We start from the raw sequence: 15031 nt of genomic DNA, 5'->3' as shown, positions 1-15031 counted from the left end.
CGCTGCGCCCACCGGGCTTCGCGCAACTTCGTTGTTGTTGATCTGTGGCGGCGCGTTTAGCACTGTTTTTGCAAAAGTGCATCCGGGAATCGCATGGGAGGCAAGCCTCATGGATGTGGTCAGAACAGCGATCGGCCTGATGAGCGGCACGTCGATGGACGGAATCGATGTCGCGCTGATCAGAACCGACGGCCGCGGCTTCATCGAGCGCGGGCCGTTCGTGGGCGTGCCGTATGATGCAGAGTTTCGTGCGCGTCTCAAACGGGCGCTGGAACTGGCACGGCCGCTTCGCGACAGGAACGGACGGCCGGGGGAACTTCGCGAGATCGAGGACGAATTCACCCTACGGCATGCAACTGCCGTTACGGCATTCCTCGAGCGTTTCGGGTTCACGGCCAATGGCATCGACGTTGTCGGTTTCCATGGCCAGACGGTGCTTCACCGGCCGGACGAGGGACTGACGATCCAGATCGGTGACGGCCGGGAACTGGCGCGCCGAACGGGCCTGCCGGTGGTTTACGACATGCGTGCCAACGACATGGTGCATGGCGGGCAAGGTGCGCCACTGGTGCCGGTCTATCACGCTGCCCTTGCGGGAAAATTCCAGCAGGCGGGAGAGGCGGTGTGCTTCGTCAATATCGGCGGCATCTCCAACCTCACCTATGTCGGCGCTGACGGCCGGATTGCCGCCTTCGATAGCGGCCCTGGCAATACGCTGATCGACCAATGGATAGAGATGCAGACCGGCAAAACCTATGATCCCGGCGGCCAGATCGGCGGGCGCGGCAAGATCGTCCCGGCTCTGGCGGAGCGGTATCTGGACAGCCCGTTCTTCCGCGGCAATGTCCGCCGTTCGCTCGATCGCGGCGATTTCGCACCACTTCGGCCTGGCGATGCGAGCCTCGAAGACGGCGCCCGGACGCTTGCGCATGTCGCCGCCGCGTCGATCGTCAAATCCGCCGGGTTCCTGCCCGAACGTCCCTCGGCCTATATCGTCTGCGGCGGCGGACGGCTGAACGGCACCTTGATGGCCGAACTCTCGGCGATGGCCGAGGGATCGAAAGTGTTGAGCGCCGAGGCCGCGGGCTTCGACGGCGATGCGATGGAGGCCGAGGCCTGGGCCTATCTTGCCGTACGCTCGCTGGACGGGCTGCCGCTGACCTTTCCCGGCACGACGGGAGTTGCGGCTCCCGTCAGCGGCGGCGTGCTGGCAACGCCATGATGAACGAAGGGCTGATATTGCAGACGACGAGGCTGCGTTTTGTCATGTGGGGCGAAGGCGACGCCGGCCTGCTGCGGCAACTGCATTCGACCATGGCGACGACGCGATATCTTCCAGGCAACGCTCCCTGGAGTCTCGAGAAGGCCGAGCAACGGTTGCGCGGCTGGTTCGCGGAGCAGGCGCGTGACGGTACGACCAAATATAAGCTTCTCGCCGCGGATGGCAGTTTTATTGGTCGCGCCGGCATTTCGCGCTTCGGGAGCGACGAATTCGAACTGGGCTATTCTCTGCGCGAGGAAGCGTGGGGCGAAGGGCTGGCGACAGAGGCGGCGAGCGCGCTGGCCAGCTGGTTCTTCACACGCGAATTGGCTTCGGGCCTCATCGCCTTCACACATCCCGAAAACGTCGCTTCGCAGAGGGTCCTCAGGAAGATCGGCATGCGCGAACGCGCGCCGATCCTGATCGATGGAATGCTTGACACGGCTTTCGAAATGACTGCCGACATGCGGTCGGAAAACCCCGGGGCATGATGACAATGACGGCAGGCAGACGCCGGCGCCGGTCAGCGGATGCGCTTGGCCGCCGGCTCGGGCACCAGTTCGCCATTGAGGCGACGGTCGAGATAATCCTCGCATTCGCTCATCAGCGTCTCCACCTGACCATTGAAGAAGTGGTTGGCGTTTGCAACGGTGCGATGGGTGATGAGGATGCCTTTCTGGGTTTTCAGTTTCTCCACAAGGCCGTTGACATCCTTTTCCGGCGCCACCTTGTCGGCCTCGCCGTTGATGATCAGGCCGGACGAGGGGCAGGGCGCCAGGAAGGAGAAGTCGTAAGTATTCGGCTGCGGGGCGATCGACATGAAGCCCTCGATCTCCGGCCGGCGCATCAGAAGCTGCATGCCGATCCAGGCGCCGAAGGAATAACCGGCGACCCAGCAGGTTTTGGAATCAGGGTGCAGGCTCTGAACCCAGTCGAGCGCGGAGGCGGCATCCGAGAGTTCGCCGGCGCCATGATCGAATTCGCCCTGGCTGCGGCCGATGCCCCGGAAATTGAAGCGCAGCGTCGTGAACCCGCGCTTCTGGAACATGTAGAAGAGCTGATAGACGATCTGATTGTTCATCGTGCCGCCGAACTGCGGATGCGGATGCAGGATGAGCGCGATGGGCGCGCTTTTTTCTTTGGAGGGCTGGTAGCGGCCTTCAAGACGGCCGGCTGGGCCGTTGAAAATAACTTCGGGCATTGGTACTCCGGGTTTTATTTCGTGTTCGCGCTGCGTTGGATGACAACATGACTTGACTAATGTTGTCAGCTTTTCTAAAACGCAGTTTAGAACAATTCGAAACTTGCATGGCGATCCACGCGTCGTGGAACGTGTCATAAGGCAAGCCCGGCGGAAATTTCAAGAAAAATGCACCGCGGCCGCTGAAGCAAGCTCGTTAAGCGCAGGACTGAGGATCATGGCGCCGCCACGCCTTTATCTCGACTGGAACGCCACATCGCCGCTGCACCCCGCAGCGCGGGATGCGATCATGCGCGCCATCGACATATTCGGCAATCCGAACAGCGTACATGGAGAGGGCCGTGCCGCCCGCGCCGCCATTGAGGGAGCACGGCGCAAGGTGGCCGCCCTTGCCGGCACCGATCCGGGCAACGTGATCTTCACCAGCGGCGCGACGGAAGCTGCCAATCTGGTACTGACGCCGGATTTTCGGATGGGCCGTACGCCGCTTCAACTCGGCCACCTCTATTTTTCCGCCGTTGAGCACTTGGCTGTACGAGAGGGAGGCCGGTTCCCGAAGGATCGCACGACCGAGATTCCGGTAACGAATGCCGGTATCGTCGATCTGAACGAGCTGGCCGCGCTTCTCGATGCCCATGACAAATCGACGGGCCTTCCGATAGTGGCGATCATGTTCGTCAACAACGAGACGGGCATCGTTCAGCCGGTCGAAGAGGCGGCCAAGATTGTGCGGGCGCACGGTGGTCTCTTTGTCGTCGACGCCGTGCAGGCGGCCGGCCGTCTGCCGATCGAGATCGAGCGCATCGGCGCGGATTTCATCATCGTCTCCTCTCACAAGATCGGTGGACCGAAGGGGGCGGGTGCACTGATCGCGCGCGGCGAGGCGCTGATGCCGAAGGCGCTTATCCGCGGCGGCGGGCAGGAAAAAGGTCACCGCTCGGGGACACAGAATTCGCTGGCGCTGATCGGCTTCGGAGCTGCGGCGGAAACCGTGCTTCAGGATCTTGAGGAACGGAACGCTGCGATTGCTGCGCTTCGCGACAGGCTGGAAGCCGGCATGCGCGCTGCCGCGCCCGATGTTATCATCCACGGTACCGGTGGTCCGCGGGTCGCCAACACGATTTTCTTCACGCTCCCTTGCCTGAAGGCGGAGACCGGGCAGATCGCTTTCGATCTTGAAGGCGTTGCCCTTTCGGCGGGCTCTGCTTGCTCATCCGGCAAGGTTGGCGAAAGCCATGTGCTGACGGCGATGGGGCGCGACGCTAAGCTCGGTGCGCTGCGCATCTCGCTCGGCTTTTCGACCACTGAAGAGGATATCGACAGGGCGATCGCCGCCTTCGCGAAGATCGCCTGCCGGCGCAAGTCGGCGGGCGAGGCGGCTTGACCGCCTCATAAACTTGCGGAAACACAAATTTCCGCTTGCCAATTGGGCTGAAAAGTTCCTTTTGGCCTCCTACATCAGGGCAAAGAATTTGCCGGGGCAAGTCAATTGCCCATACGCTACAAGCTGCCGGACCTTGTATCCGGCGAGATTGGAGAACGAAATGGCTGCCGTGCAGGAAACGATCGACCAGGTCCGCCTGATCGATGTGGACCAGTACAAATACGGTTTCGAGACCGTCATCGAAATGGATAAGGCGCCGAAGGGCCTGTCCGAGGAGATCATCCGCTTCATTTCTGCCAAGAAGCAGGAGCCGGAGTGGATGCTGGAATGGCGTCTCGAGGCCTATCGGCGTTGGCTGGCGCTGGAAGAGCCGACCTGGGCGCGCGTCAACTATCCGAAGATCGATTTCAACGACATCCACTATTACGCCGCGCCGAAGAGCGCGCCAGGTCCGAAGTCGCTCGACGAGGTCGATCCGGAGCTCTTGAAGGTCTATGAGAAGCTTGGCATCCCGCTGCGCGAGCAGGAGATCCTGGCCGGGGTCGAGAAGCCGAAGATCGCCGTCGATGCCGTTTTCGACAGCGTCTCGGTCGTCACCACCTTCAAGGCGGAGCTGAAGAAGGCCGGCGTGATCTTCATGTCGATCTCCGAAGCCATTCGCGAGCATCCCGATCTGGTTCGCAAATATCTCGGCTCCGTGGTGCCCACCTCGGACAACTATTACGCGACGCTGAATTCGGCTGTTTTCACCGACGGCTCCTTCGTTTTCGTGCCGAAGGGCGTTCGCTGCCCGATGGAGCTTTCCACCTATTTCCGCATCAACGAGAAGGGCACCGGCCAGTTCGAGCGCACGCTGATCATCGCGGAAGAGGGCGCTTACGTCTCCTATCTCGAAGGCTGCACGGCGCCGCAGCGCGATGAAAACCAGCTGCATGCGGCCGTGGTCGAGCTCGTGGCTCTCGACGATGCCGAGATCAAATATTCCACCGTCCAGAACTGGTATCCGGGCGACAAGGAAGGCAAGGGCGGCATCTACAACTTCGTCACCAAGCGCGGCGATTGCCGCGGTCACCGATCGAAAATCTCCTGGACGCAGGTCGAAACCGGCTCGGCGATCACTTGGAAGTACCCGTCCTGCATCCTGCGCGGCGACGACAGCCGCGGTGAATTCTACTCGATCGCCGTCTCCAACGGCCATCAGCAGATCGACAGCGGCACCAAGATGATCCATCTCGGCAAGAACACGTCGAGCCGCATCGTCTCCAAGGGCATCGCCGCCGGCGTTTCCAACAACACCTATCGCGGCCAGGTCTCGGCTCACCGCAAGGCGTCGAACGCGCGCAATTTCACCCAGTGCGATTCGCTGCTGATCGGTGACAAGTGCGGCGCTCACACCGTGCCTTATATCGAGGCGAAGAACTCGACGGCACAGTTCGAGCACGAAGCGACGACCTCGAAGATTTCCGAGGACCAGCTGTTCTACTGCCTGCAGCGCGGCATCCCCACCGAAGCGGCGATCGCGCTGATCGTCAACGGCTTCGTCAAGGAAGTCCTGCAGGAACTGCCGATGGAATTCGCGGTCGAGGCGCAGAAGCTGATCAGCATCTCGCTGGAAGGCAGCGTCGGCTGACATGAATGAGGCGGACAAAAAGCGCATTTTTGGACGTCTGGAGAATATGCGCGGGGAGATACTGGCGAAAATTCGTTCCCGCGAGAGGAAATACGAGACGGAGACGCCGTCGGAGCAGCCTTATGTGTTTCTCCGACAGCGGGTGGAGAAACCAGGAGAGGTCCTCTTGGCTCTACCCGCGTGGATCGAATGGCTTCGGTTCATAACAGTCGCGGTTTTCCGTCTGATCCATTCTTGGCGATAGCGCCAAGCACAACATTTCGATGCCCTTAGAAATTGCGCGAGGCTCAGACGAGCTACGCGGAGGAACGCAGGAACCAAAGATGCTTGAAATCAAGAACCTTCACGCTCGTATCGCCGAAGATGGCACCGAGATCATCCGTGGCCTGAACCTCACGGTGAAGGCCGGCGAAGTGGCGGCGATCATGGGGCCGAACGGCTCCGGCAAGTCGACACTCTCCTACGTGCTGTCGGGCCGCGAAGACTATGAGGTGACCGAGGGCGACATCCTATATAACGGCGAGAGCATTCTCGAGCTCGATCCGTCCGAACGCGCCGCCAAGGGCATCTTCCTCGCCTTCCAGTATCCGGTCGAAATCCCCGGTGTCGCCACCATGCAGTTCCTGAAGGTGGCGATGAACGAACAGCGCAAAGCGCGTGGCGAGGACGAGCTGACGACGCCGGATTTCATGCGCCGTGTCAAGGAAGCAGCGACCAAGCTGCAGATCAATACCGAAATGCTGAAGCGGCCGCTCAATGTCGGTTTCTCCGGCGGCGAGAAGAAGCGGGCCGAAATTCTGCAGATGGCGCTGCTGGAGCCGAAGCTCTGCGTGCTCGACGAAACCGATTCCGGCCTCGACATCGACGCGCTGAAGATCGTTGCCGACGGCGTCAACGCGCTGCGTTCGCCCGACCGCGCCGTCGTCGTCATCACCCACTACCAGCGCCTGCTCGACTATATCGTGCCTGACACCGTCCACGTCCTTTACAAGGGCCAGGTGGTCAAGTCCGGCGACAAGACCCTGGCGCATGAGCTGGAAGCCAATGGTTACGCCGACATCATCGGCGCAGCAGCGGCCTGAGTTCGGGTGGAAAGGACAACGTCCATGAACATGCAGACGACGAGCCGTCTCACCGCGGCCGAAACGGCGCTGATCGAGGCCTTCAACCATCAGATCGGTGACCTGCCCGGCAATGGTGCAGTGACGGCGCTGCGTGACCGGCTTCTCGACGATCTCAAGAAAGCCGGCTTGCCGACGCGCCGAATCGAAGCCTGGCACTATACCGACCTCAAGAATCTGCTGCGCGCCGTACCGGCGCAAGTGGGTGATGCCGGCTCCAACGCACTCGAGCCGGTCGTTGCCGGTTCCTCGGTGCTGGCGGTCATCCAAGGCCATTCCAATCAGAAGGCAACCATCGATGGTCTTGGGCTTTCGGCCTATTCCGAACGGCTGATCGACGGTTCGGCTGTCGAAAGGCTCGATGCATTGGGCAGCGACGATGCGGTCGGCCGGATCAACGGCAGCTTCGTGCGCGACGGCTATGTCGTCGATGTGCCCGATGAAACCGAGCTTGAAAATCCGCTGGAAATCCAGTTCATCCATGCCGGCGGGCAGACGCATACGCGTCTCCCGGTTTCCTTCGGCGCCGGCGTCAAGGGAACGGTCATCGAGCGTCACCATGCGGTGACGGGCGATGCGGCCTTCGTGTCCCACGTCAGTGACATCGCGGTTGGCGAGGGCACGGAGTTGACCTGGATCATCCTGCAGCAGCAGGGCGTCGACGACACGCATCTCGGCCAGATCCGCGTCGATCTCGGTGCTAACGCCAAGCTTCGCCTGTTCGTCATCAATGCCGGCGGCAAGCTGGTGCGCCAGGAACTGAATATCAAGGTGACGGGCGAGGGCGCCGATCTGACGCTGCGCGGCATCAATCTGCTCGGGGCCGAGAGCCATACCGATGTGACAATGGTGCTCGGCCACGATGTGCCGCATACCGGTTCGACCGAAGTGATCCGCAACGTCGTCTTCGACCGCGCAAAGGGCGTCTTCCAGGGCATGATCCGGGTTGCGCCTGACGCCCAGAAGACCGACGCCAAGATGGCCTGCAACACGCTCTTGATGTCCGACGACGCCGAATTCTCGGTGAAGCCGGAGCTCGAGATCTTCGCCGACGACGTGCAGTGCGGCCATGGGGCGACGGTGACCGATATCGACGCCAATCATCTCTATTACCTGATGGCGCGCGGCATTCCGGAAAACAAGGCGCGGGCGATGCTCGTCAATGCTTTCGTCGCCGAGATTGTCGAGGAACTGGAAGACGAGGCCCTGGTCGAAGCGCTGGAAGGCGTGATCTCGGCCTGGCTCGAAAAGCACGCCTGATCGGATAAATGCCATGGACAAGATAGTTCCGGCCACTGAGTACGACGTCGAAGCCATCCGCCGGGATTTTCCGATCCTGGCGGAGAAGGTGCACGGCAAGCCGCTGGTCTATCTCGACAGCGGCGCGTCGGCGCAGAAGCCGCAGGCGGTGATCGACGCCATCTCGCATGCTTACGCCCATGAATATGCGAATGTGCATCGCGGGCTGCATTACCTCTCCAATGCCGCGACGGATGCTTATGAGGCAGCGCGCGAGAAGGTCCGCCACTTCCTCAACGCGCCTGATGTCAACGACATCGTCTTCACCAAGAATTCGACCGAAGCGATCAATACTGTCGCCTATGGCTGGGGCATGCCTAAGATCGGCGAAGGCGACGAGATCGTCCTGACGATCATGGAGCACCATTCCAATATCGTGCCCTGGCACTTCATCCGCGAGCGCCAGGGCGCCAAGCTGGTCTGGGTGCCGGTCGATGAGGAAGGCGCCTTCCATATCGAGGATTTTGAGAAGAGCCTGACGGAGCGTACCAAGCTTGTCGCTATTACCCATATGTCGAATGCGCTCGGCACGATTGTTCCGGTCAAGGAAGTCTGCCGCATTGCCCATGAACGCGGCATCCCGGTGCTGATCGACGGCAGCCAGGGCGCCGTGCACCTGCCGGTCGACGTGCAGGATATCGACTGCGACTGGTATGTCATGACAGGCCACAAGCTCTACGGCCCGTCGGGAATCGGCATTCTCTACGGCAAGAAGGAGCGGCTCTCGCAGATGCGCCCCTTCCAGGGGGGCGGCGAGATGATCTTCGAAGTCGCCGAGGACTCGGTCACCTACAACGATCCGCCACATCGCTTCGAAGCCGGCACGCCGCCGATCGTGCAGGCGATCGGGCTCGGTTACGCCCTCGACTATATGGAGAAGGTCGGCCGCGAGGCAATCGCCCGGCATGAGGCCGATCTCGCAGCTTACGCGACCGAGCGCCTCCGGTCGGTCAATTCGCTGCGGATGTTCGGGACAGCACCCGGCAAGGGGAGCATTTTTTCCTTCGAACTGGCAGGCATTCACGCCCATGACGTCTCGATGGTAATCGACCGGCAGGGCATTGCCGTGCGGGCCGGCACCCATTGTGCGATGCCGCTCTTGAAACGCTTCGGCGTCACCTCCACATGCCGTGCATCGTTCGGCATGTACAATACCCGCGCCGAGGTCGATGCCCTGGCCGATGCGCTTGACTATGCGCGCAAGTTCTTTGCCTGAGGAGTGTCCGTGATGAGCCTGGACGAAAGCGAACAGAAGATCGATGTGCGCGAAGGCATCGTGCATTCCAGCATCCCGGCCGATGAACTGGCGCGGCTCAGCGATGACGTCATTGCCGCGCTGAAGACCGTCTATGACCCCGAAATCCCCGCCGACATCTTCGAACTCGGTCTGGTCTACAAGATCGACATCGAGGACGACCGGATGGTTAAGATCATGATGACCCTGACCGCGCCCGGCTGCCCGGTTGCCGGCGAGATGCCGGGGTGGGTGGAGAATGCCGTCGGCGCCGTCGAAGGCGTGTCGGGCGTGGAGGTCGAAATGACCTTTGATCCGCCGTGGACGCCGGACCGGATGTCCGAGGAGGCGCAGGTCGCCGTCGGCTGGTACTGAGCTGCGCTAGTAGCAGTACCGCGCGCGGTATTGATCCGTTTACCTCGGGCGACTACATTTGATTCACGAAGCACCGGATCTTGACCCCGGTTGTGGAAGGAGAAAAAGCCGATGGGCTTTGCAGTGATGAGCATGACGGAAGGGGCTGCCGCCCGCGTCAAGGCGATCGTCGAAAATTCCGGACCGGAAGCCAAGGGCGTGCGTGTCGGCATCAAGAAGGGCGGCTGCGCCGGGATGGAGTACACCATCGACCTGGTGACCGAGCCGAACGCCAAGGATGACCTGATCGAGCGGGACGGCGCCAAGGTCTGGGTCGAACCCTCAGCCGTGCTGTACCTGCTCGGCACCGAAATGGGCTTCGAGCAAACGACGCTGCGCTCCGGCTTCACCTTCACCAACCCTAACCAGACATCGGCCTGCGGCTGCGGCGAATCCGTCGAGCTGAAACCTGCCGATCTCGCGGCGTTTGCCGCACAACGCCAGAGCGAACCTGCGCATTCCTAAGCCGTTCAGGCCGGCGAGACTTCTCAGCCGGCTAGCACCCGGTGAAATACGGGCGCTCAGTCGCGCTTGATGCTCATCAGCATTTCCCACATATCAGCGCCGGTCTCGAAGACCACGGCGTTTGCCTTGTAGCTCTGCTCGGCTTCGATCAGATCGGTCAGTTCTGTGGCGGGATCGATGTCCGAATCCGTCTGATTGACGCTCGCCTGGACGCCGCCTGGTTCGACCGAGGTGAAGCTGGTGCTCAGCTTGGCAAAACCTGACGTGCTGCTGTTTGCGATGTTGCTCGCAATCGCGCCGACCCGTGCCGTCTGTGCCCGCATTCCCGAAAACGCCGTGCTCGCAATACCTGATATGCTCATCGCTGTTTTCCCCAGGACTGGATGAAATTGTTATACAAGCAAGGGCTTAGGGAATGCTGAAGCCGTTGCGTTAGTAAAGACCTGCAGACGAGCACGTCCTGCCGCTGCATCTGCCCCGAATTGGCACGGAACGGGATCTGGAGACGGCATTCGCTACCGCGACGCTATCCAATCGTGCCAATCGCTTTCATTACCGTTGAACACATTGAGGTCGATCTTGCCGTCGACGCCGTCGGAAAGGCCCGAGCCGGAATATTGCCAGAAGAGCCACTTCCTGCCGGGATAAACCTTGGACGGGTGAGCGGCGACCGAGCGCAGCCAGAAGGGATAATCGAGCATCTGGCCCTTCAGATTGTCGCGATAGAAATCCGGCGCCGTGTAGATAATCGGGCGCTGGCCGTAATGACGCTCCAGCTTGTCCATGAAGACCTGCATCTTTTCCCGGACCCGAGACGGGGAGATGCGCCGCTTGCAGCTCGATTCACCGTTCCACTCGACGTCGATGACGGGCGGGAGGGCGTTGGCTTCCTTCGGAACGTTGCGGATGAACCAGTCGGCCTGTTCGCCGGCTGTCCGGCACCAGTAGAAGAAGTGATAGGCGCCGTGTTTCAGGCCGGCTTCCTTTGCGCGGCGCCAGTTCTTCTTGAACATCGGATCGAGGTGGTCGCCGCCGTCGGTCGCTTTGATGTAGACGAAGTTGGCCCCCTGCTGGCGCAAAGTTTCCCAGTCGATCTCGCCCTGCCAGCGCGACACGTCGACGCCATGCACGGCAAGCTTTCTCGGCGAAGTTCTGCCGAAGTTGATCGGTTTGGCATCGCGGAAGCGGTGGCTATAGATTCGCGAGCGTTTGGGGGATTTCGGGCCGGCGTCAGGATCGACATCCGGGGCATCGGGCATCAGCATCGCGACAGGCCTTTCCGTCGGCATCGGCATGCCGACCGGCCTGTCCGCTGGCGCAAGCGCTTGCGGCTCCGGGACGGGCCCTGTCCAGCTCAGCGCCTGCTGCGGCGGGCTTGCCTGTGGCGCAGGGTCACCGACAGCAGCAGCCGGTATCGGGCCGTTTGGCTTGCTGATGGCATTGGTGGTTTCCACCGACGGCACAGGGGTGAGCACATCTTCGGCGCCGGAGCTTGCGGCGCATCCCGACAGGATCAGGGTGGCGAGGAGAATTGCTGGCACAGCCGATGGACGCATGAGAACCCGCACGCAAAACAGAGGTTGACGGCAACATCCATCACAGGTGGAAACCGCCCATTTCGAATTGCTAACAGAGACTTGCTAAGAAAGGTTAAATTTGAACCCTGTGCCTCGCAATGGGCTGTGTCAGGGATGGCACGAGCGGTGCATGGAAGGCCGAAGTGTCGGCAGCCCCTCCCGAATTCGTCGGGAAGGGCTTACCAAGTCATTTCATTCCGCCGCTTCGGCGTAGCTTTCCACCGGCGGGCAGGTGCAGATGAGGTTGCGGTCGCCGTAGACATTGTCGACGCGGTTGACCGGGGACCAGTATTTGTCGACGCGGAAGGCGCCGGGTGGGAAGCAGGCCTGCTCCCGGCTGTAGGGGCGATCCCATTCGCCAACGAGATCTTCGACCGTGTGCGGCGCGTTTTTCAGCGGGTTGTTGGCCTTGTCCATGCGTCCTTCCTCGATGGCGCGGGCTTCCTCGCGGATCGCCAGCATCGCCTCGCAGAAGCGGTCGAGCTCGGCCTTGGTCTCGCTTTCCGTCGGCTCGATCATCAGCGTGCCTGCAACCGGCCAGCTCATGGTCGGTGCGTGGAAGCCGCAGTCGATCAGGCGCTTGGCGACATCGTCGACGGTCACGCCGGCGCTATCGACCAGCGGGCGTGTGTCGATGATGCATTCATGCGCGACGCGGCCGGTCTTCGACTTATAGAGCACGTCATAAGCGCCCTTCAGCCGGGTGGCGATGTAGTTGGCGTTGAGGATCGCCACCTTGGTCGCCTGGGTCAGGCCTTCGCCGCCCATCATCAGGCAGTAGCTCCAGGAGATCGGCAGGATCGAGGCCGAGCCGAAGGCCGCCGCCGATACGGCACCCGGCCGCCCATCGGTTTCCGGATGTCCTGGGAGGTAGGGCGCCAGGTGCGCCTTCACGCCGATCGGGCCCATGCCGGGGCCGCCGCCGCCATGCGGGATGCAGAAGGTCTTGTGCAGGTTGAGGTGCGACACGTCGGAGCCGATGTCACCGGGGCGGGACAGGCCGACCATGGCGTTCATGTTGGCGCCGTCGAGATAGACCTGGCCACCATGCTGATGCACGAGATCGCAGATTTCCTTGACCGTCTCCTCGAACACGCCGTGCGTCGAGGGATAGGTGATCATGCAGCAGGAGAGGTTTGCTGCGTGCTCTTCAGCCTTGGCGCGGAAGTCGTCCATGTCGATGTCGCCGTTCTCACGGACCTTGACGACGACAACCTTCATGCCGACCATCTGGGCGGAAGCGGGGTTGGTGCCGTGTGCCGATGTCGGAATCAGGCAGACGTCGCGATGACCGTCGCCATTGGCGATATGATAGTTGCGGATCGTCAGCAGGCCGGCATATTCGCCTTGCGCGCCGGAATTCGGCTGCATCGAGAAGGCGTCGTAGCCGGTGACGGCGCATAGCTTTCCCGTGAGGTCATCCAGCATCTCGCGATAGCCGAGCGCCTGGTCCGATGGCACGAAGGGATGGATATCGGAAAATTCCGGCCAGGTGATCGGCAGCATTTCCGCCGTCGCATTGAGCTTCATCGTGCAGGAGCCGAGCGGGATCATCGCACGGTCGAGCGCGAGGTCACGGTCGGAGAGCCGCCGGATGTACCGCGTCATCTCGCTTTCAGCCCGGTTCATGTGGAAGATCGGGTGGGCGAGATAATCGCTGGTCCTGAGGAGGTCCTTCGGCAGGCGGTAGGAAGGCTCGAAATCCGCGACGGCGAAATTGCCGCCGAAGGCGCGCCATACCGCTTCGAGTGTCGCGGGCCGCGTGCGCTCGTCGAGGCTCATGCCGATCTTCGTTTCGCCGACCTTGCGCAGATTGACGCCTTCGGCGACGGCAGCGCGTAGGATCAAGCCCTGCATATGGCCGACATCGACAGTGATCGTATCGAAGAAGCTTTCCGGCTCGACCTTGTAGCCGAGTTTCTCCAGGCCCTTGGCCATCAGCACGGCCTTCTGGTGCACCTGCTGGGCGATCGCCTTGATGCCCTTCGGACCGTGGAAGACCGCATACATCGAGGCCATGACAGCAAGCAGCACCTGGGCGGTGCAGATGTTGGAAGTCGCTTTCTCCCGGCGGATGTGTTGTTCGCGGGTCTGCAGCGACAGTCGATAGGCGCGGTTGCCACGGGCGTCGACGGAAACGCCGACGAGGCGGCCGGGCATGGAGCGTTTGATGGCGTCCTTGACCGCCATATAGGCGGCGTGCGGACCGCCGTAGCCGACCGGAACGCCAAAACGCTGCGAAGAGCCGACGGCTATATCGGCGCCCATCTCGCCCGGCGATTTCAGCAGCGTCAGCGCGAGAATATCGGCGGCAACGATTGCGATGGCGCCAGCCTGGTGCAGGCGCGCAATCAGGCCGGTGTAGTCATGCAGGTGGCCGTGCGTGCCGGGATATTGGAAGATCGCGCCAAAGACGTCGACGGGATCGAGATCGGTGAAGGGATTGCCGACGATGACCTGCCAGTCAAGCGGCTCGGCACGGGTGCGAATGAGGGCGATGGTCTGCGGATGGCAATCGGCATCGACGAAGAAGGCTTTCGCCTTCGACTTCGAAACGCGCTCGGCCATCGCCATGCCTTCGGCGGCGGCGGTCGCCTCGTCAAGCAGCGAGGCGTTGGCGACGTCGAGGCCGGTCAAATCGCAGATCATCGTCTGATAGTTGAGCAGCGCTTCGAGACGGCCTTGGCTGATCTCAGGCTGATAGGGCGTATAGGCCGTGTACCAGGCGGGGTTTTCCAGAATGTTGCGCTGAATCACCGGCGGCGTGATCGTGCCGTAGTAGCCCTGGCCGATCAACGAGACCAGCACCTTGTTCTTGTTGGCGGTCTCGCGCAGCTTGTCGAGCGCTTCGCGCTCGGTCATCGGCGCGCCCCAGACGAGCGGCGCCTTCTGGCGGATGGCGGGCGGCAGCGTCGCGTCGATCAGGCCGTCGAGGCTGTCATAGCCGATCACCTTCAGCATCTCGGTCATCTCGGTCGGTGAGGGGCCGATGTGACGGCGATTGGCGAAATCGTAAGGCTGATAATCGGTAAACTGGAATTCGGTCGGCGTCGTCATTACGCGATGAGCTCCTTGTAGGCGGCCTCATCGAGCAGACCATCGGCATCGGCGGGGTTCTTGAGCTTCAGCTTGAAGAACCAGCCGGCGCCTTGAGGGTCGGAGTTGATGAGCGAGGGGTCGGCGACGATCGCCTCGTTGACCGCGGTGATCTCGCCATCGAGCGGACAATAGACCTCGGAGGCCGCCTTGACGGATTCAACGGTTGCGGCATCGTCGTTCTTGGCGAAGCTCTTGCCCACTTCAGGCAGTTCGACGAAGACAAGATCGCCCAACTGTTCGACGGCATAGGTGGTGATGCCGACGGTTGCGACATCGCCGTCAAGTTCGAGCCATTCATGTTCAGCGGTAAATTTCAGCATGGAAATATCCTCTCGGGAAACAGGTT

At 61.6% G+C, this 15031-nt stretch carries 14 protein-coding genes; 9 read left to right on the top strand and 5 right to left on the bottom strand.

The genetic code is table 11. The annotated features are described in order from the left end of the window. Positions 1 to 109: 109 nt before the first annotated feature. Both NMA58_RS10285 and NMA58_RS10280 read left to right on the top strand, forming a co-directional pair. On the top strand, positions 110 to 1222 hold the full coding sequence (locus NMA58_RS10285) for an anhydro-N-acetylmuramic acid kinase (RefSeq protein ID WP_434713232.1): 1113 nt from the start codon (positions 110 to 112) through the stop codon (positions 1220 to 1222). Next, positions 1222 to 1752 (top strand): GNAT family N-acetyltransferase, encoded by a 531-nt coding sequence (locus NMA58_RS10280; RefSeq protein WP_434713403.1) that lies wholly within the window; start codon positions 1222 to 1224, stop codon positions 1750 to 1752. Before NMA58_RS10285 ends, NMA58_RS10280 begins: the two co-directional genes overlap by 1 nt. Before the next feature lie 32 nt (positions 1753 to 1784). Here NMA58_RS10280 and NMA58_RS10275 read toward each other — a convergent pair whose 3' ends face one another. Next, a complete protein-coding gene (locus tag NMA58_RS10275; RefSeq protein WP_064705075.1) occupies positions 1785 to 2462 on the bottom strand; it encodes an alpha/beta hydrolase in 678 nt (225 codons plus the stop codon). Between the two features lie 217 nt (positions 2463 to 2679). On the opposite strand from NMA58_RS10275, the gene NMA58_RS10270 reads away from it, so the two are divergent. The 7 genes from NMA58_RS10270 (at position 2680) to sufA (ending at position 10009) form a co-directional block, all read left to right on the top strand. After that, positions 2680 to 3846, top strand: coding sequence for a cysteine desulfurase family protein (locus NMA58_RS10270; RefSeq protein WP_434713231.1), 1167 nt, complete (start codon positions 2680 to 2682; stop codon positions 3844 to 3846). Between the two features lie 160 nt (positions 3847 to 4006). After that, positions 4007 to 5476: a Fe-S cluster assembly protein SufB gene (gene sufB / locus NMA58_RS10265; protein WP_434713230.1), complete on the top strand. Its 1470-nt coding sequence runs from the start codon at positions 4007 to 4009 to the stop codon at positions 5474 to 5476. Positions 5477 to 5799: 323 nt separating this feature from the next. Then, positions 5800 to 6558 carry a Fe-S cluster assembly ATPase SufC gene (sufC, locus tag NMA58_RS10260; RefSeq protein WP_434713229.1) on the top strand — a complete coding sequence of 253 codons (759 nt, stop codon included), beginning with the start codon at positions 5800 to 5802 and terminating at the stop codon, positions 6556 to 6558. A gap of 24 nt (positions 6559 to 6582) precedes the next feature. After that, the gene (sufD, locus tag NMA58_RS10255) at positions 6583 to 7857 is read left to right on the top strand and encodes a Fe-S cluster assembly protein SufD (protein WP_434713228.1); all 1275 of its coding nucleotides are present in this window, start codon (positions 6583 to 6585) and stop codon (positions 7855 to 7857) included. Between the two features lie 13 nt (positions 7858 to 7870). Beyond that, positions 7871 to 9112 carry a cysteine desulfurase gene (locus tag NMA58_RS10250; RefSeq protein ID WP_434713227.1) on the top strand — a complete coding sequence of 414 codons (1242 nt, stop codon included), beginning with the start codon at positions 7871 to 7873 and terminating at the stop codon, positions 9110 to 9112. Positions 9113 to 9124: 12 nt separating this feature from the next. Next, on the top strand, positions 9125 to 9505 hold the full coding sequence (locus tag NMA58_RS10245; RefSeq protein ID WP_064705069.1) for an SUF system Fe-S cluster assembly protein: 381 nt from the start codon (positions 9125 to 9127) through the stop codon (positions 9503 to 9505). A 111-nt stretch (positions 9506 to 9616) separates the two neighbouring features. Beyond that, positions 9617 to 10009 (top strand): Fe-S cluster assembly scaffold SufA, encoded by a 393-nt coding sequence (sufA, locus tag NMA58_RS10240; protein WP_434713225.1) that lies wholly within the window; start codon positions 9617 to 9619, stop codon positions 10007 to 10009. Between the two features lie 56 nt (positions 10010 to 10065). On the opposite strand, the gene NMA58_RS10235 is transcribed toward sufA, so the two are convergent. From NMA58_RS10235 to gcvH, 4 genes are all read right to left on the bottom strand, one after another. Next, positions 10066 to 10371 carry a flagellar basal body rod protein FlgC gene (locus NMA58_RS10235; protein ID WP_434713224.1) on the bottom strand — a complete coding sequence of 102 codons (306 nt, stop codon included), beginning with the start codon at positions 10369 to 10371 and terminating at the stop codon, positions 10066 to 10068. Positions 10372 to 10524: 153 nt separating this feature from the next. Beyond that, the gene (locus NMA58_RS10230; RefSeq protein WP_434713223.1) at positions 10525 to 11565 is read right to left on the bottom strand and encodes a GH25 family lysozyme; all 1041 of its coding nucleotides are present in this window, start codon (positions 11563 to 11565) and stop codon (positions 10525 to 10527) included. Between the two features lie 213 nt (positions 11566 to 11778). Further along, positions 11779 to 14643 carry an aminomethyl-transferring glycine dehydrogenase gene (gcvP, locus tag NMA58_RS10225; RefSeq protein WP_434713221.1) on the bottom strand — a complete coding sequence of 955 codons (2865 nt, stop codon included), beginning with the start codon at positions 14641 to 14643 and terminating at the stop codon, positions 11779 to 11781. Continuing rightward, complete coding sequence (gene gcvH / locus NMA58_RS10220) at positions 14643 to 15005, bottom strand: glycine cleavage system protein GcvH (RefSeq protein WP_064705064.1); 363 nt, start codon at positions 15003 to 15005, stop codon at positions 14643 to 14645. Before gcvH ends, gcvP begins: the two co-directional genes overlap by 1 nt. Positions 15006 to 15031: the final 26 nt, after the last annotated feature.

Origin of the sequence: Rhizobium sp. YTUHZ045 (assembly GCF_051124255.1) — a bacterium.
Taxonomy (GTDB): Bacteria; Pseudomonadota; Alphaproteobacteria; order Rhizobiales; family Rhizobiaceae; genus Rhizobium.
The sequence above is the reverse complement of the archived record's forward strand: the minus strand, read 5'-3'. Positions and strand labels throughout refer to the sequence as shown.